The sequence below is a fragment of the Niveispirillum sp. CC-CTL257 genome (assembly GCF_059489915.1).
Map to the genome: position 1 here is coordinate 735,165 of NZ_JCAJXE010000003.1, position 18,258 is coordinate 753,422.

Consider the following 18,258-nt stretch of genomic DNA (forward strand, 5'->3'; position numbering starts at 1 on the left):
AAATGTCAGACCTGTCCCTGCCCGCCACCAATGTCGTGGCGGCGGAACTGTCCACGGTGCGTGATTTCATCCGCTATGCCGTCAGCCGCTTCAACCGTGCCGGGCTGGTGCATGGGCACGGGGCCGTCACCGCCTATGATGAGGCGGCGTTCATCGTACTGGAAACGCTCAAGCTGCCGGTGGATCAGCTGGAACCCTATTTCGACGCGAAACTGATCCCGGCCGAACGGCTGGCACTGGCGGAAATCATCCATCAGCGGGTGACCACCCGCAAACCCGCCGCCTATCTGACCAAGCGCACCTATATTCAGGGCGTGCCCTTCTATGTCGATGACCGTGTGATCGTCCCCCGCTCCTTCATCGGGGAGCTGCTGTTTGGTGAGTTGTTCGGCGGCGAGCAGGACTTCACCCTGGTCGATGACGTGACCGACGTGGAAAAGGTGCTGGACCTCTGCACCGGTTCCGGCTGCCTCGCCATCCTGGCCGCCAGCATCTTCCCGCTGGCCGATGTCGACGCCGTGGACCTGTCGCCCGATGCACTGGAAGTGGCGAAGATCAATGTCGGCGACCATGGCCTGGAAGAGCGCGTGAAGCTGTTCCATGGCGACCTGTTCAAGCCGTTGAAGGGCAAGAAATACGACCTGATCATCTCCAACCCCCCCTATGTCGATAAGGAAGCGATGGACAATCTGCCTCCCGAATATCAGGCGGAGCCGCGCATGGCACTGGTCGGCGGCGATGATGACGGCATGGCCATCGTCCACCGCATCCTGAAGGAAGCGCCCAAGTACCTGAACGCGGAAGGTGGCCTGCTGGTGGAGGTCGGCACCGGTCGTGCGGCCCTGGAAGAGGCCTACCCCGACGCGGAGTTCCTGTGGCTGGAAACCGAACATTCCTTCGGCGAGGTATTCTGGATCACGCGCGAACAGCTTTTGGAACTGTAATTGTATCAGGTCGTGGGGGGCGTCACCCCCCCCGGCTCTCACGAATGCGTCAGGATCACATCCAGGAAATATTCGCCATAGCGTTCCAGCTTGCGGGCGCCCACGCCCTGCAACGTGCCCAACTCATCCAGGTCGGTCGGCCTCTCCCGCACCATCTCCATCAGTGTGGCGTCATGGAAGATGACATAGGGCGGAACCCCCTGTTCGCGCGCCAGTTCCAGGCGCAGCGCCTTCAGCGCATGCCACAGCGTATCGTCGGCGGGGGACAGGTCGGCGGTGGAGGTTTTGGGCTTGGAAGCCCCCCCACTGCCCGACCAGGACGCCTTGCCCTTCCCCTTGGCCTCCGTCGCCGGGTCCCGGCGCAGGCGCACCACTTCCTGGCCTTTCAGGACGGCGGGTGCTGTCTCCGTCAGGATCAGGCCGCCATGCCCCTCCGGGTCGGCACAAAGCAGGCCATTGGCGACCAGCTGCCGAAAGACGCTGTGCCATTCCTGCTTGCCCAGTTCGGTGCCGCAGCCAAAGGTTTTCAGCTTGTCATGGCCCTTTTCGGTCACCTTGTCGGTGGCAACCCCGCGCAGCACATCAACCAGATGGCCGACGCCGAACCGCTGCCCCGTGCGGTACACGGCTGACAGCGCCTTCTGGGCAACGACCGTCCCGTCATAGGTTTCGACAGGCTGGAAGCAGGTGTCGCACTTGCCGCAGGGCTTTGGATAATCTTCGTCAAAATAGGTCAGCAGCGTCTGCCGCCGGCACCGCGCCGTCTCGCAGAAGCCCAGCAGCGCCTCCAGCTTCTGCCGTTCGGTGCGTTTGAAGGCGGGCGGGCTGTCGGACCCTTCCACCATCATCTGCATCTGCACCACGTCCGCGAAGCCGTAAAGCATCAGCGCTTCCGCCGGCAGACCGTCGCGTCCCGCACGACCTGTTTCCTGGTAATAGGCCTCCAGGGATCGCGGCGGGTCCATATGCACCACGAACCGCACGTTCGGCTTGTCGATACCCATGCCAAAGGCGACCGTGGCAACCATCACCACGCCTTCGCCCTTGATGAACCGGTCCTGGTTGGCCTGCCGCGTGGCGGGGTCCAGTCCGGCATGATAGGGCAGCGCATCCACCCCCTGTTCGGCCAGATATTGCGCTATGGCATCGACCTTGCCGCGTGACAGGCAATAGACGACACCCGCATCCTCTGGTCGGCGGCGCAGGAAATCCAGCAACTGCCGGCGCTCCTGATCCTTGGGCAGGATGCGGTAGGTGATATTGGGCCGGTCAAAACTGGCCAGGAACAGGCGCGCATCCCCCAGCCCCAGACGCGCCGCGATGTCCGTGCGCGTCTGCGCGTCTGCCGTCGCCGTCAGGGCCACGCGCGGCACGTCCGGGAATTTTTCATGCAGGATGGAAAGCTGAAGATATTCGGGGCGGAAATCATGGCCCCATTGGCTGACGCAGTGCGCCTCATCGAGCGCGAACAGGGCGATGCGCGACCGGTCCAGCAATTCCAGGAAACGTGGCGTCACCAGCCGTTCGGGCGCCACATACAACAGGTCCAGATCACCCCGCTCACACGCCCGCTCCACCTCTTGCGCCTCCCGCCAGTCCAGCGTGGAGTTGAGATAGGCGGCACGCACGCCCAGCTGGCGCAGAGCGTCGACCTGATCGCGCATCAGGGCGATCAGGGGCGAAACGACGATGCCCACCCCCGGCCGCACCAGTGCCGGGATCTGATAGCAAAGTGATTTACCCCCGCCCGTCGGCATCAGCACCAGGGCATCGCCCCCGGCCACCACATGCTCAACAATATCGGCCTGCATGCCGCGAAAGGCGGGATAGCCCCAGACCTTGCGCAACGCATCCTGGGCCGCCTCCAGCGGCGACAGGGCGAAAGTCTCGGCAAGGGCGTCGGGCATGGCGCTACGGCTTGGGGTTATAGATGTTCAAGGCCACCAGATGCGGGAGCCGCCGACAGGTTTACGGCTTTGCAGGCGGCGGGTCCAGGGCTTTGGTGCCGCGTGGCGGTCCTACCGCCCCAGCCAGGCCGCCAGCGCCTTGCGCAAAAGCGGCAGCGGCACCGAATGGCCGCCGTCAAACGGCTCATAGGTCACGGCAAACCCCCTCCGGCGCAAGGCGGGCACGGTATAATCGGCGGTGACCTTTTCCGGCAGAATTCGGTCGGCCCGGCCATGGGTAATGTAAATCTCCGCCCCCGGACCCCGCACAACCTTCGGAATGGTGCTGGGCGCCACGATGAACAGGCGCACGAACAGTTCGGGATTGCGGATGCCAAGGTCCAGACCGAAGGTCGCGCCATCGGAAAAGCCCAGCAGGGCGATGCGTTTCACATCCACCGGCAACAGGGCGAATGTCCGCTCCAGGGCGCGATCGATCCGCCCGACATCGGGGCCGCTGCCCGGCTTTACCCGCGACCCGCTCTGCTGCCGCGTCGGATTCAACCAGTCCCAGGTTCGCCCGCCAGAATCCGGTGCCAGGATGACGATGCCCAGGGCATCCGCCAGACCGGTCAGCATGCCGGCCATCGCCGCCCCACCCTGCCCCGCGCCATGCAGCGCCAGGATCAGCGTCGCGGGCGTATCCATGGGCAGTCCGGGCGGGACATAGACCACACCCAGGTCACCCAACCGCCGCATGCCCGGCTTTACCGCCCCGGCTGGCGGTATGGCCGGCGGGCGGGCCACCAATTCACCTTGCAGGGCAAAGGCTGGCGCACCGGCGGCCACCACCAAAAGGGCCGCCGCCGGCAGGGTCAGCAATTGGCGGCGTGTGGGGCCGCCCATGGATCAGTGATGCCCGTGCCCGCCATGATGGCCATGCCCATGCCCGCCATCGCCCTCCGGGGCCTTTATGGCAGCGATGCAGATCACGGCCAGGACGCTGGCGGCGAAGAACAGGCCAATACCGACGAAGCTCATGTCAAATCCTCCAAACCGAATTCCGGCGGCACAGTAGCGGTGCTGTACGTTGGACGCAACCGGGCCATCACCCCAACAGCCATTCCCGCATCAACCCCGTCACCCGTTCCGGCCGCTCCAGCGGGGCCAGATGGCCGCAGCGGGGCAGCACATGCAGGCTGGCACCCGGCACCGCCGCCGCAATCTCTTCCGAACGGTCGGGCGGCGTCTGCCCGTCATCCGCCCCGACAATGACCAGGGTCGGGACCCTGATGGCGGCAAGTCCGGGGCGGCTGTCGGGCCGCGACAGGATGGCGGCCTGCTGCCGACAGAAGGCGTCGCGTCCCACCCGCTCGGTCATGGCCAGCACAACGCCACCAATCTCCGGCACCGCGACATGGTCGGGATGCACCTGGGTGGACAGGAGACGCGGCGACATGCCCCGGAACTTGCCGATGCGCGCCAGCTTCAGCATCGCCTCCCGCCGCTGCCGCTGTTCCACCGTGTCGGGCCGCGCGGAGCTGTCCACCAGGCACAGGCGCGTCACCCGTTCCGGTGCCTGGCGCAGAATTTCGAACGCCACATAGCCGCCCATCGACAGGCCCGCCAACGCAAACCGGTCCGGCGCCTGGGCCAGAACACTGTTCGCCAATGCGTCCATCGAGTCTGCCTGTGTCAGGTCGGCGACGGTGCAATCGGCAACGTCAGACAGGTTACGGACCTGATGCGCCCACAAGGCTTCGTCGCACAATAGGCCCGGCAACAGAAAGAGGGGCTGCCTTGCGTGCGGCGTGGGGGGTGTCATCGCCCGAAATCCTTGCTCTCAAAGGCCGAAATTGATATCGAAGGCGCGACCGTAATCTATTGTGTTCCGACTGTTCAATTGCAGGGGATGCAGGGTTGCCAGCGGTCGATCCATTATCGCCGCCGACGTCACGGTGTGTTTGTTCGACGTCGCCTCCAGAATGATGAAGGCCTAATGCTGTTCTCGGAACTTGGACTCGGGTCCGAAGTCCTTCGCGCTGTTGAAGAAGTCGGCTATACCACGCCGACGCCGATCCAGGAAAAAGCCATCCCGTGGGTCCTGCAGGGCCGGGATGTGCTGGGCTGTGCCCAGACCGGTACGGGTAAGACCGCCTCCTTTACCCTTCCCATGATCGAGATCCTGGGGCGCGGTCGTGCCAAAGCCCGCATGCCCCGGTCGCTGATCCTGGAGCCGACGCGCGAACTCGCCGCCCAGGTGGCGGAGAATTTTGAGCTGTATGGCAAGTACCACAAGCTGAACATGGCCCTGCTGATCGGCGGCGAGAGCTTCGGCGATCAGATCAAGAAACTGGAACGCGGCGTTGACGTGCTGATCGCCACGCCGGGCCGCATGATGGACCTGTTTGATCGCGGTAACATCCTGCTGACCGACATCAAGGTCCTGGTAATCGACGAGGCGGACCGCATGCTCGACATGGGGTTCATCCCCGATATCGAACGCATCGTCAGCCTGCTGCCGAAGAAGCGTCAGACCCTGTTCTTCAGCGCCACCATGCCGCCGGAGATCAAGCGTCTGGCTGATAAGTTCCTGACGTCGCCGGAAGAGGTGACGGTCAGCGCGCCGGCCAGCACCGCCACCACCGTGGCACAGCATCTGCTGGTCGTGGATGAGCAGGATAAGCGGGAAGCGCTACGCCGCCTGATCGCGACCGACGATGTGAAGAACGCCTTCATCTTCTGCAATCGCAAGAAGGACATCGCTGTCGTCCATGGCTCGCTGGTCAAGCATGGCTTCAATGCCGGGGCCTTGCATGGCGACATGGTGCAGTCCAAGCGCACCGAGACGCTGGAGGCATTCAAGGCCGGCAGCATTGACCTGCTGGTCTGTTCTGACGTGGCGGCGCGCGGCATCGACATTTCCAATGTCAGCCACGTGTTCAATTTCGACACGCCGCACCATTCCGAAGATTACGTCCACCGTATCGGTCGCACGGGCCGCGCGGGCAAGACGGGCCGCGCCTTCACCATCGCCACGCCGGACGATGGCAAGCTGGTCCAGGCCATTGAAAAGCTGATCGGCAAGGAAATCCCTCGCTTCACCATCGAGGGGATCGAGACCGCCGAACTGTCCTTCGACGCCGATCCGCGCCGTCGTGGCCGGGGTGGCCCGAAGAAGGAAGATGGCCGTCGTGGTGGCCGCGACCGGGGTGAGCGTGGCGAGCGCGCGCCCAAGGCTGAACGTCCCGCGCACGTCCATGTGCAGCCGGAAGCTGCCGAGGCAGCCATTGAGGCGCATCAGCAGAAGCGGGAACGTCCCGACAACCGGGGTGAGCGTCACGAGCACCGGGGCGAGCGCAGCCGCGACCGCTATGAAAACAGGGGTGAAAATCGCGGTGAAGCGCGCGGTGAGAACCGTGGCGAAGCACGCGGTGACAACCGGTTCGAAAACCGGGGCGACGGCCGCAGTGAGGGTCGGGGTGAATTCCGCCGCGATGAGCATCGTCGCGATGATTTCCGCCGTGACGAATTCCGTCGCGACCGTCGCCCCCGCCGGGACGAGGATGATGACCGTGGCCCGCCCGTCGTCGGCTTTGGCGATGACGTGCCCGCCTTCATCCTGCGCGCCGCACGCCCGCCCAAGGCACCGGCGGTTGAGGTTGCGGAAGCATCGGAAGACTGAGCCATGCAGACGATCTTCATCATGGTCAAATGCGATCTCGGCCGCGCCTATGACGTGGCCGACCTCGCGGTGCAGAGCGTGCCGGAAGTGTCGGAAGTGCATTCCGTCTCCGGACAGTATGACCTGATGATGAAATGCTTTCTGGAGGATGGGGAGGATATCGGCCATTTCGTAACGGGCCAGATCCAGACCCTGGAAGGGGTGAAGGACACCTTCACCATCATCACCTTCAAGGCGTTCACCTGACGTCTTACGGCAGCAGCTAAAAAGGGGCGGTCCTCAACGGGGACCGCCCCTTTTTCATTTCAGGAACGCTATCCGCTCAGGCCCGCTGTTTCAGCAGGTCCAGCGCCACATCGACGATCATGTCCTCCTGACCGCCCACCATCTTGCGCCGGCCCAGTTCCACCAGGATGGCGCGGGTGTCGATACCATATTCGTTGGCGGCCTTTTCGGCATGGCGCAGGAAGCTGGAATAAACCCCGGCATAGCCCAGGGCCAAGGTCTCCCGGTCCACGCGCACGGGCCGGTCCTGCAGGGGCCGCACCAGATCCTCCGCTGCGTCCATCAGGGCATTGACATCACAGCCATGGTTCCAGCCCTTGCGGTCGGCGGCGGCGATGAACACTTCCAGCGGCGCATTGCCCGCCCCCGCCCCCATGCCCGTCAGGCTGGCATCAATACGCACCGCGCCTTCCTGTGCCGCGACGATGGAGTTCGCCACACCCAGCGACAGATTATGGTGGGCATGGATGCCGCGCTGCGTCTCAGGCTTCAGCACCTTGTCATAGGCGCGAAGCCGCTCACGCACCCCATCCATGTCCAGCGCCCCGCCACTGTCGGTGACATAGACACATTGCGCGCCATAGCTTTCCATCAGCTTGGCTTGCCCTGCCAGCCGCTCCGGCTCGATCATATGGCTCATCATCAGGAAGCCGGCGACATCCATGCCCAGATCGCGGGCGATGCCGATATGCTGCTTGGAGACGTCCGCCTCGGTACAGTGCGTTGCCACCCGCACCGACCGCACGCCCAGATCATAGGCGCGGCGCAGCTCGTCCGCCGTGCCCACACCCGGCAGGATCAGGGTGGTCAGGACGGACCGGGTCAGGACCGACGCCACCGCCTCCAGCCATTCCCAATCCGTATGCGCGCCGAAGCCATAATTGAAGCTGGCGCCCGACAGGCCGTCACCATGCGCCACCTCGATGGCGTCAACGCCGGCCCGGTCCAGCGCCTGGGCAATGGCCTTCACATGATCCAGCCCGTACATATGGCGGATGGCGTGCATGCCGTCGCGCAGGGTGACGTCCTGGATATAAAGCTTGTCCGTCTGGGGGTTGAAGCCGTTCATGCTGCGTTCCTCCGCGCGGTGATCTGACGGGCCAGCATATCGCCCGTCGCCTTGGCCGCCGCCGTCATGATGTCCAGATTGCCGGAATATGTGGCCAGATAGTCGCCGGCCCCTTCCACCTCCAGGAAGATGGAGGTCTTCAGGCCCGTGAACTCGCCCTGGCCGGGGATTTTCAGGCGGTTATTGTCGCCAAAGCGCTCGAACTGCACTTCCTGCTTCAACCGGTATCCCGGCACATAGGCGCGCACCTTCTCCACCATGGCCTGCACGGCGGCGCGGATCGTGTCCTCATCCGCCCCTTCCGACAGGGTGAAGATTGTGTCGCGCATGATCATGGGTGGCTCGGCCGGGTTCAGGATGATGATGGCCTTGCCGCGTACAGCCCCGCCGACCTGTTCGATGGCCCGCGCCGTGGTGCGTGTGAACTCATCGATATTGGCGCGCGTGCCGGGGCCAGCGGATTTGGAGGCGACCGAGGCCACGATCTCCGCATAATGCACCTTGGCGACGCTGGACACGGCGGCCACCATGGGAATGGTCGCCTGCCCACCACAGGTCACCATGTTCATGTTGCTCTGTTCCAGATGTGCATCCAGGTTCACGGGCGGCACCACGAAGGGGCCGATGGCGGCGGGCGTCAGGTCGATCACCTTCTTGCCATCGGCACGGAGCGCCGCATCATGCACCTTGTGCGCATAGGCCGAGGTGGCATCAAACACGATGTCGATCTCGGGATAGCAAGGCAACGCCTTCAGCCCCTCCAGCCCCTCATGCGTGGTCATGACACCGCGTTCGCGCGCCATGGCCAGCCCTTCGGATGCGGCATCAATGCCGACAACCGCCGCCAGTTCCATGTCCTTGGGATATTTCACCATTTTGATCATCAGATCGGTGCCGATATTGCCCGACCCGATGATCGCAGCCTTCACCTTGCCCACGAGGCTTCTCCCTCTGCGATACGGGGGTTCCTGGGCAGGAGGGCGCCTCCCCTGTCCGATAAGCAGACGATAGGGCGGATAGGGATCGTGGGCAAATTTATGAGACCCACCAACTGCCACTGAGTAGCAATTGAGTCCACACAAACAAAAACGCCGGGTCCCATCAGGACCCGGCGTTCGATACAGAACAGACCCGTCAGCAGGGTTCAGATGGCGACAACGTGCCGCCAGCCATGGGCGTCATCCGCCTGCCCACGCTGAATGGCCGTCAGGCCGGCGCGCAGCTTGGTGGTCACCGGCCCCTCGACAGCGCCGCTGATGGTGAATTCACCACCCTTGTGGCGCACGGTGCCGATGGCTGACACGACGGCGGCGGTGCCGCAGGCGAACACTTCGCGCAAGGCACCCGACGCCGCATCTTCCTGCCACTGCTGGAAGGAATAGGGGCCTTCGACCACATTCATGCCCTGCGACCGGGCCAGCGTGATGATGCTGTCACGCGTGATACCGGGCAGGATGGTGCCGGTCAGGCCCGGCGTGCGCACGCGGCCATCCTCGAACACGAAGAAGACATTCATGCCGCCCAGTTCCTCGACCCAGCGCTTCTCGGCCGCGTCCAGGAACACGACCTGATCACAGCCATTGCGGATGGCCTCGGCCTGCGCGATCAGGCTGGCGGCATAATTGCCACCACACTTGGCAGCACCAGTGCCGCCCGCCGCCGCGCGGGTGTAATCCTGGGAGGCCCAGACGGAGACCGGCTTGGCCCCACCCTTGAAGTACGCTCCCACCGGGCAGGCGATGACGCAGAAAATGTAGCTGCCGGCCGGCTTCACGCCCAGGAAGCTTTCATCGGCGAACATGAAGGGGCGCAGATACAGGCTGGCGCCATCGCCACCGGGGATCCAATCCACATCGGCGCGCACCAGGGTTTCCACCGCGTCCAGGAAAATTTCTTCCGGCAGTATGGGCATGGCCATGCGTTCGGCCGAACGCTGGAACCGGCGGGCATTTTCCAGCGGACGGAACAGCAGGACCTGACCATCGGCACCGCGATAGGCCTTCATGCCTTCGAAGATTTCCTGGGCGTAGTGCAAAACGGCGGCGGCGGGATCGAGCGTGAAGGCCTCCCGCGCGCGCAGCTGCGCATCGTGCCAGCCCCTTTCCGCCGACCAGCGTACCGTGACCATATGGTCGGAGAAGATCTTGCCGAAACCGGGATCGGCGATCAGCTTCGCCCGGACATCGGCGGGCGTCGGTGCGGGGTGCGGGACGGAACGGATTTCGATGCTGGCACTCATTTGCCCTTATTCTCCGAAATCTGGGAAGGCGCTAGGGGGAAGGCCGCAGAATGGACCGAACCTGTCCCCGGGTCCATCCCCAGCGCAATCTTTGGGCATGACGCCGTCGCCACCCTGCCATCCGGTGGTGGTAATCGCTATTTCGGAAAGATAATTGCGGTACCCGCAACGATCCCGCCGCGACTCGCCAAAGGGTCGGGGTGAACAGCGGGCAGGACGCGCATCGCCTCACTCCCCCGCGGCGATGCTGGCGCTGCCAGACTTTAACCCCTCACCGGTCACGGTGACCGTGATCTTCCCCTTATCGGCCGTCGCCCGCACCATCACCAGTGCCCGCCCGTTCCAGGCATTGCGCTTGGGGGAGGCAAAGGCCGTGTGATCGGTGGGCGAGCCATTGTCAAAGGCGGTCAGAACGCCCGCCCCCTCCACCCGTACTGACAAGGCATGCGCAGCATCGGGTACACGCACCCCCTTGGTGTCCACCACTTCCACGCGGATAAAGCCGACATGGTCGAAGCCGGGCAGCAGGCGCTTTTGTTCGGGCACCAGCCGCACCGACGCCGGCTTGCCAGCGGTGCGCAACTCATGCTCCGCCACCTTGCGCCCCGCCGTGTCATAGCCGACGGCCCGCAGGCTACCCGGCGCGAATGGCACGTCGAAGCGGATGGCGCTGTCATCTCCATTGCGTGGCTTGCGCCCAAGCGACGTGCCGTTCAGGAACAGTTCGACCAATGGCGTATTGGCCACTACCTCCACCTTCTCCACCTGTCCCGCCTGCTGCGCGGGGGTCCAGTCCTCCAGCACGCCCGGCCCCTTGGGCTGCGGCATGGCGACCCCGACCATGGTGGGCAATTCGGATGTGTCCACCTGTTCCGTCACCCGTCGGCCCAACCGGATCATGGGTGTGTCCAACCACCAGGATGCCCGCTCCCATCCGATGGGCTTCACGATATCGGTGCGGTCCACCAGACCGGACGGATTGGAAATGAAGGGCCAACCGGCCCTGTCCGCCTCACCCAGATAATCGGCCCCCGTCCACAGGAACATGCCGGCATAGGGCGCGTAATCACGCACCGCCAGCCAGGACCCCCGGTTCTTGGAATTCTCCGTGCCGATGATCATGCGCGACGGCTTATCCTTGTGCGCCTGGGTCAGTTCCGCCTCACGGTAATTCTGCCCTACCACATCCAGAAGATCCGCAAGACCGTTCTTATAGTCGCCCGTGGTATTGGGCCGGAACAGGGCCATGGTCACGGGCCGTGTCGGGTCCTCCGCATGGAAAATGGCCTTCAGCCGTTCGATGATCGATTTCGCGACCACGGGATAGGGCGTGTCGTGGATTTCATTGCCGATGGACCAAATGGCTACCGAAGGGTGGTTCCGGTCACGCTTCACAAAGTCGCGCGCATCCAACGACGACCAGTCGGTGAAGAACAGATGGTAATCCTGCGGGTTCTTCGCCACCGTCCACATATCGAACGCTTCATTCATGACCACCAGGCCCAGCCGGTCGCACAGGTCCAGGAATTCCGGGCCAAACGGGTGATGGGCGGTGCGCACGGCATTGACGCCCAACGCCATCATGCCGCGCAGTCGTCGTTCGTAGAAGGATAGCGGCACCGCCATCCCAAAGGCACCGCCATCGGCATGGATGGCCACACCTTTCAGCTTCACATTGCGGCCATTGATCCAAAAGCCGCTATCGGCCTTGAACGCCATCTCCCGCACGCCAAACCGGGCGTTATCGGTCTCCAGAACGCTGCCATCATCGCCGATGATCCGAAGGTCCGCCTTGTACAGGTTCCCCTGACCGATATCCCAGCGGACCGGGTTGGTGATGCGGGCCTGGGCCGAAAGTTTCACAGGCCTGCCCGTCGGCAGGGTCACCGCGTCGCCCCGGCTGGTCGAAACAATCTGCCCGTCCGGCCCCGTGATGGTGACGGCCAGATAGGCCTGCCGGTCCGCCTTGCCCCGGTTAATGATGGCGCTTTCCACGGCCACATCGGCGGCACCTGGCGTGATAACCGGCGTCGATACCCGTGTGCCCCAGCCATCGAGATGCACATCCCCGGTCAGCAGCAGCCGGACATGGCGATAGATGCCACCGCCCGCATACCAGCGCGACGCCGGCTGGTGCGAGGTGTCGGCCCGCACCGCAATGACGTTCTCGCCCTCGAAATTCAGATGGTCGGTGATCTCGTACCGCACGCTGGAATAGCCATTGGGGCGGTGGCCCACATGCTGGCCATTGATCCAGACGCCGCCGCGATCCATCACCCCGTCCAGTTCGATGAAAACCCGTTTGCCCTTGTCCGATGAAGCCAGGGTGAAGCCCTTGCGATACCAGACGACACCGGTGGGCAGGAACCCGCCCGAACCCGTGGCCGGTGCGTACTGGTCGAACGGCCCGGCAATGGCCCAATCATGTGGCAGGTCCACCTTGGTCCAGTCGGCGGCGGCTCCCTCCCGGCTTTCGGCCCCGGCAATGTCGCCCTGGGCAAAGTGCCAGTCGGCGTCAAACACCCGCATCTCGCCTGCGCCAGCGCTGGCAATGCTTAAAACCGCCAGCAAAACGGCCGTTCCGGCCCCCATCAACGTTCCGCGCATTTCCAATCCCCAAGCTATCGGCCGTGCAGATGCCTGCCAGCCCTTATTGTCGTCGTCCCGGACCCGACGGTCAGGGCGTAAGGACCGCACCTCACACATGACAGACGGCCCTGCACTTCCGTCTCACGCATGCGTTGTCGCCCTTGACAGCTCATACTATATGATATTACATCGCACAATATGGGATGTAATGATAAATCATACTAAACCCACCAGCGCCGGAAATGCCGGCTGTCACTAGCATCCCAGTCAGACGCCGACCGAATCCAAGAAAGAACGACCCGGTGGCCCCACCTTCTCCACAACAGACACCGGTATCAAAAACGAAGGAGAGTTGATGGTTCGCGCGCCGCCCCACGCGGCCGCCAGAGACCACCGCCCGCCATCATCGGGCGGCGATGGATCGGAGTGAAAGCCGGAAAGAACAAGCCGAACAAGGTCCCGGTCAAGGGACCACCTGAAGGAACTTTCATAGGGAAAATGGAAATGCTCAAGCACCGTGCCTTCAAGTCCCACTGCCTGGAAGCCTCGCTTCTGGCAATGACAGTCGCCATGGCGGCGGCCCTGCCGGCGACAGCGCAAACCGCACCTGCGCCTGCTACAGACAGTTTGGAAGAAGTTGTCGTCACCGGTTTCCGCGCCTCGCTGAACAGCGCGCTGAACCTGAAACGCAACGAGGCGGCGGCGGTTGACGCCATCGTTGCTGAAGATATCGGCAAGTTCCCCGACAGCAATCTAGCCGAAAGCATGCAGCGCGTGCCCGGCGTGGCCCTGGCGCGCGGCGATGGCGGCGAAGGCCGCAACATCTCGGTGCGCGGCTTGGGCGCCGGCTTCACCCGCGTGCGCGTTAACGGCATGGAAGGCACGTCGCAGACCGGCTCGTCCGACATCTACGGTGCCGGTAATGCCGGCCGTTCCTTCGACTTCAACGTCTTCTCGACCGAGATTTTCTCGGCCCTGGCTGTGCGCAAGACGCCGTCCGCCGATGTGGAGGAAGGGTCGCTGGGCGCCACGGTCGATCTGAGCGCGCCCAAGCCGTTCGATTTCAGACAGGACAGCGTCCTCACCGCCACGGCCAAGGGCGTCTATAATGGCGTTTCCAAGAAGGTGGACCCGCGCGGATCGGTGCTCATCTCGCAGAAGTTCGGGGATGAGGGACAGTTCGGCGTCCTGGGTTCCCTCTCCTATCAGCAGCGCAATATCCGCGAGGTCGGCTATTCCGCCGTGGACCTGCTGTCGGCCAGCGCCAATGGCCTGTTCTGCGCGCCCATCGGCGTCACGCCCGTCTATCCCGCCGTCTCTGCCGCCAAGGGCACAACGGATACGATGTGCTCCACCAACAATCCGCGCACCGGCACCTTGGCCGCCTGGAATACCATCCAGGCCCTGCGCCGCGCGGATCAGCCCAACACGCCCGGTTCCGGCGCCTTCCTGCCGCGCCTGCCACGTTATCTGAATTCCACCCAGGATCAGGAACGCGTCGGTGCCAGCCTGACTTTCCAGTACAAGCCCGATGAAGATACCGATATCTCCATCGATACGCTCTATTCCCGCTTCGACGTGACGCGCCGCGACAATTACATCGCCGCCGTCTCCTTCGCCCGCTCCATCACCAATAATGGCCAGCCCATGGTGTCGGTGCGCGATATCCAGTTCGATCAGAACGGCTCGCTGGTCTATGGCCTGTTTGACGGCGTCGATGTCCGCTCCGAAGGTCTGGTCGATCATTTCGTGTCCAGTTTCAAGCAGGCCAATCTCGATTTCGAACATCGCTTCGGCGACAGTTTCGAAGTGTCGGGCCTGGTCGGCTTCAACCGGTCGGAACTAGACGGCAAGCGCCGGTTCCAGACCTTCATGGACGCCATCGACACCGATAATTTCTCCATCGATTTCCGCGATGGCAGCACCACACCCAAGCTGGGCTTCGGTTTCGACGTCTCCAACCCCGCCAACTTCACCTACGCCCCGTCACAGGCCGACGGCACCGTTCTGGGCGGGTTCAGCCCGCAGGGCCGCCCGTTGATGCAGCGCACCGACAATCTGACCACAGAGCTGAATTTCGCCTGGACCGTCGCCGATGGTTTCGTGATCAAAACGGGCGGCCAGTTCCGTGAAAGTGATTACAACCTCACCTCGCTGCGTGAATATCCGGCCGATGTGACGGTAAGGGCGCTGCCCACGGGCACCAGCCTGTCCTCCATAACCAGGAGCATCAATGGTCTGGACGGTCTGTGGGGCGATAACGCGCCCAATAGCTGGGCCGCCATCGACCCTGCCAAGTTCGCCGATCTGTTCGACACCGACAGCATCCGCACCTGCGACTACACCTGTGGCGGCGTCAACAGCCGGGTGCGCGAACGGGTGAAGAGCGCCTATCTGATGGGCACCTTCGATCTATACAACAGCGCGGACCTGCCGATCCGTGGCGATGCCGGTCTTCGCTATGTGAAGACCAATATGCTGGCGTCCGGCTACATCGCCGTCGCCCCGCCGGCCGGCACCACCTCGCCCACCAATCTGATTGGCCGCTTCTCCGAAGCCAAGAACAGCTATGATGACTGGCTGCCGTCGGCCAATGTCGTATATGAGGCCAGCGATGATCTGCTGCTGCGCCTGTCGGGGGCCAAGGTGCTGGCTCGCCCCGAACTGGGTGTACTGACGCCGACCAGCGGCGTGAACCCGGTCACCCGCATCGGCAATGTCAACAACCCGTTCCTGGACCCGATACGCGCCAATACGTTCGATGTGGCCGCCGAATGGTATTTCCGCCCCGGCTCCCTGCTCTCGGTCGCCTATTTCTATAAGGATATCAAGAGCTTCATCCAGTCGGTCAGCTCCCAGGTGCCCTTCACCGATCTGGGCCTGCCCGACGCGCTGCTGGCCGGGTCCAATACCGCGCCGACGGAAATTTTCACCGTCTCGCGCCCCTTCAACACGCCGGGCGGCCCGCTGAAGGGCTTTGAAATCAACGCGCAGATCCCCTTCACCTTCCTGGACGGTGTCTGGGCCAATTTCGGTGTGCTGGCCAACTACACGCGCGTCACGTCCAAGATCAATTACATCCTGGCGTCCGCTGGCGGTGTGCCCACCGTGACCACGACGGCAGACCTGATCGGCCTGTCCAAGAACACCATGTCGGGCACGCTTTATTACGAGGATGAGGATTTCTCGATCCGCACCACGGCCAATTACCGCGATCGCTTCATCCGCGGCATCCCGGCCTCTCCGGGCAGCGATCTCCAGGGTAACGCCCCCACCCTCTATGTCGATGCCGCCGCGTCCTACAATGTGACGCCGGAGATCAAGCTGATCCTGGAGGCCCAGAACCTGACCGATGAACAGAACCGCCTGTATATCGACAGCAAGCGCCAGGACACCCTGTTCGAAACCAAAATCGGCCGCACCGTCACCGCCGGTGTGAACGTCCGCTTCTGACCGCTCCAATAACTCAACAAAAAATGCCGCCGGCATCACTGCCGGCGGCATTTCTCTTTTCAATGCGTGATCGGTCACATCGCCTTGAACCGTATCGCGACACCACCGCCCGGTGCCATGTCCAGGTCCAGGCTGTCCTTCGACGTCACCACCCGCTTTTCCACCTTCAACGCGGTCGGGTTGGTCTTGTAATCGGCCCCCGCCCCATCGGCATAGATCTGCGCCTCATACCGCTTGCCCGGCGTCAGGAAATCCAGCTTCTGGGTCAGTTTGCGGGCCTCCTCATCGGTGACGCCGCCCAGGAACCAGTCCTTGCCGCCGCGCGGCTGCCGGGCCACCACGACATAATCGCCAACTTCCGCCTGCAGGGTGCGTGACGTTTCCCAGTCCGCCGCGACATCGCGGATGAACTGAAACGCATCGGGCCGGGCCTCGTAATTTTCCGGCAGGTCGGCGGCCATCTGCACGGGGCTGTACAGCACGACATAAAGCGCCAGCTGCGTGGCCAGCGTGGACTGTACCCGTGCCTCCAGCTTGTCCTTGCCATGCACGACATCGAAGATGCCGGGCGTGTAATCCATCGGTCCGGCCAGCATGCGGGTGAAGGGCAGGATGGTCACATGCTCTGGCGGGTTGGTGGGCTTGCCCCAGGCGTTGAATTCCTGACCCCGCGCGCCTTCGCGGCTGACCCAGTTGGGATAGGTGCGGCGCAGGCCTGTATCCTTCACCGGTTCATGTGCATTCACGGCGATCTTGTGCCGGGCTGCCGTCTCCACGACCTTCAGATGGTGGCGCACCATATACTGGCCGGCAAACCATTGCTGGCCGCCCGCTTCGTCCAAGATGGTGCCGCTATGTTTGACATAGCCGGTCTTCACCCGGTCTACGCCCACCTTCTGATACAGCGCCATGGCATCGTCCAACTGACGCTCATAATTGACCACGGCGCCCGCCGTCTCATGATGCCCGATCAGGCCCGCCCCCTTTGCCTTGCCATAGGCGGCGAGCGCTGGCAGGTCGAAATCAGGATAGGCCTGGGTGAAGCTGAACTGGTCGCCATTTGCGATCCAGTCACCGTCCCAGCCCTTGTTCCAGCCCTCCACCAGCACGCCGGTGAACCCGTACTTGGCCGCGAAATCCATATAGCGCTTCACATTGGCGTTATTGGCGCCATGGATCGGCCCGCTGCCCCAGGTCGACTTGTTCAGATGCATCTCCCACCAGATGCCGACATATTTGCCGGGCTTGAACCAGGACACATCGCCCAGCTTGTTGGGTTCATTCAGGTTCAAGGTGATGCGGCTGTCGGCCAGCGCCGCCGCACTGTCGCCGATCAGGACGGTGCGCCAGGGCGTGGTGAACGGCCCCGTCTTGCGGGCCAGAACCCCGTCGGGCCAGGGCATCAGCTTGGCGGTCAGGGTCCCTGCCCCGTCACCCGACAGCAGCATGGAGGGGAAGTCCACCAACGCCGCCTCATGGATCGACAGGTGCAAGCCATTGTCACCCTTCAGGGTCAGGGGCGTTTCGGCGGTGGTGATGCGGCGCGCGTCGGTCTTGGTATAAAGATACTCGTCCCGCTCCTCACCCTGCGCCTGATACCACCAGGCGACCTGATTGCCCACGGGCCGGAACTGCGTGCGCTCGCCCACCACCTCCACGGCCTGGCCCACCGGAATGGCGCTGTAATCATAACGGAAGCCGATACCATCATCGAACAGGCGGAAGCTGACATTGACACTGGCGTTCAGCGCGGTATCCCCTGCCAGCGTCACCGTCATTTCCGTATGATTATCGCGGACCAGCCGCTGTTCGCCCCAGGGCTGTTCCCAGCTTGTGTCCGATGCCGCCCGCTTCACGCCCTTGATGGCGCTGTACCGGACCGGTGCCTCCCCCTTGAAACCCAGGCCCAGTGCGCCGGGTGCCAGCACAGGCGTGCCCTTGCGGCTGACCTCATAGAAGGCCTGCCCCTCCTTCACGAAGACGCACAGCTCAATCAGCTTGCCCGGCGACTGTGCGCATTCACGGTCAGCGGCCAGCGCCGGGTTTGCGGCCCCCAGGGCAACAAGCGAGGAAAACAGCGTCAAGGAACGAAAATGCATCAGGGGGGC

The 18,258-nt window shown here is 63.5% G+C and carries 13 protein-coding genes; 4 read left to right on the forward strand and 9 right to left on the reverse strand.

Features of this window, described 5'->3' with window-relative positions; all coding sequences use genetic code 11:
- The first annotated feature begins 2 nt into the window (after nucleotides 1-2).
- A complete protein-coding gene (gene prmB, locus ABC729_RS19990; protein ID WP_495609362.1) occupies nucleotides 3-944 on the forward strand; it encodes a 50S ribosomal protein L3 N(5)-glutamine methyltransferase in 942 nt (313 codons plus the stop codon).
- A gap of 38 nt (nucleotides 945-982) precedes the next feature.
- On the opposite strand, the gene recQ is transcribed toward prmB, so the two are convergent.
- The 4 genes from recQ to ABC729_RS20010 all read right to left on the reverse strand — a co-directional run bounded on the left by recQ (nucleotide 983) and on the right by ABC729_RS20010 (nucleotide 4,655).
- Nucleotides 983-2,851 carry a DNA helicase RecQ gene (recQ, locus tag ABC729_RS19995; RefSeq protein ID WP_495609363.1) on the reverse strand — a complete coding sequence of 623 codons (1,869 nt, stop codon included), beginning with the start codon at nucleotides 2,849-2,851 and terminating at the stop codon, nucleotides 983-985.
- A 111-nt stretch (nucleotides 2,852-2,962) separates the two neighbouring features.
- Nucleotides 2,963-3,736: an alpha/beta hydrolase gene (locus ABC729_RS20000; protein WP_495609364.1), complete on the reverse strand. Its 774-nt coding sequence runs from the start codon at nucleotides 3,734-3,736 to the stop codon at nucleotides 2,963-2,965.
- A 3-nt stretch (nucleotides 3,737-3,739) separates the two neighbouring features.
- Nucleotides 3,740-3,871, reverse strand: a complete 132-nt coding sequence (locus ABC729_RS20005) for a hypothetical protein (protein WP_495609365.1) — start codon at nucleotides 3,869-3,871, stop codon at nucleotides 3,740-3,742.
- A gap of 67 nt (nucleotides 3,872-3,938) precedes the next feature.
- Nucleotides 3,939-4,655 (reverse strand): alpha/beta fold hydrolase, encoded by a 717-nt coding sequence (locus ABC729_RS20010; protein ID WP_495609366.1) that lies wholly within the window; start codon nucleotides 4,653-4,655, stop codon nucleotides 3,939-3,941.
- Nucleotides 4,656-4,829: 174 nt separating this feature from the next.
- Here ABC729_RS20010 and ABC729_RS20015 point away from each other — a divergent pair, with 174 nt between their 5' ends.
- Together ABC729_RS20015 and ABC729_RS20020 are read left to right on the forward strand one after the other, a co-directional pair.
- Nucleotides 4,830-6,515 (forward strand): DEAD/DEAH box helicase, encoded by a 1,686-nt coding sequence (locus ABC729_RS20015; protein WP_495609367.1) that lies wholly within the window; start codon nucleotides 4,830-4,832, stop codon nucleotides 6,513-6,515.
- 3 nt (nucleotides 6,516-6,518) lie between these two features.
- Nucleotides 6,519-6,761, forward strand: a complete 243-nt coding sequence (locus ABC729_RS20020; RefSeq protein ID WP_495609368.1) for an Lrp/AsnC ligand binding domain-containing protein — start codon at nucleotides 6,519-6,521, stop codon at nucleotides 6,759-6,761.
- 76 nt (nucleotides 6,762-6,837) lie between these two features.
- On the opposite strand, the gene dmpG is transcribed toward ABC729_RS20020, so the two are convergent.
- From dmpG to ABC729_RS20040, 4 genes are all read right to left on the reverse strand, one after another.
- Entirely contained in the window at nucleotides 6,838-7,869 is a 1,032-nt protein-coding gene (dmpG, locus tag ABC729_RS20025; RefSeq protein WP_495609369.1) for a 4-hydroxy-2-oxovalerate aldolase, read from the reverse strand.
- On the reverse strand, nucleotides 7,866-8,807 hold the full coding sequence (locus ABC729_RS20030) for an acetaldehyde dehydrogenase (acetylating) (RefSeq protein ID WP_495609370.1): 942 nt from the start codon (nucleotides 8,805-8,807) through the stop codon (nucleotides 7,866-7,868). The genes dmpG and ABC729_RS20030 overlap by 4 nt, the downstream gene beginning before the upstream one ends.
- 206 nt (nucleotides 8,808-9,013) lie before the next feature.
- Nucleotides 9,014-10,108, reverse strand: a complete 1,095-nt coding sequence (locus ABC729_RS20035; RefSeq protein ID WP_495609371.1) for a branched-chain amino acid aminotransferase — start codon at nucleotides 10,106-10,108, stop codon at nucleotides 9,014-9,016.
- A 228-nt stretch (nucleotides 10,109-10,336) separates the two neighbouring features.
- Complete coding sequence (locus ABC729_RS20040; RefSeq protein ID WP_495609372.1) at nucleotides 10,337-12,715, reverse strand: glycoside hydrolase family 2 TIM barrel-domain containing protein; 2,379 nt, start codon at nucleotides 12,713-12,715, stop codon at nucleotides 10,337-10,339.
- 486 nt (nucleotides 12,716-13,201) lie between these two features.
- Between ABC729_RS20040 and ABC729_RS20045 the strand changes: the two genes are divergently transcribed.
- The gene (locus tag ABC729_RS20045; RefSeq protein ID WP_495609373.1) at nucleotides 13,202-16,150 is read left to right on the forward strand and encodes a TonB-dependent receptor; all 2,949 of its coding nucleotides are present in this window, start codon (nucleotides 13,202-13,204) and stop codon (nucleotides 16,148-16,150) included.
- A 74-nt stretch (nucleotides 16,151-16,224) separates the two neighbouring features.
- Here ABC729_RS20045 and ABC729_RS20050 read toward each other — a convergent pair whose 3' ends face one another.
- Nucleotides 16,225-18,249: a glycoside hydrolase family 97 protein gene (locus ABC729_RS20050; protein ID WP_495609374.1), complete on the reverse strand. Its 2,025-nt coding sequence runs from the start codon at nucleotides 18,247-18,249 to the stop codon at nucleotides 16,225-16,227.
- Between the last annotated feature and the right edge of the window lie 9 nt (nucleotides 18,250-18,258).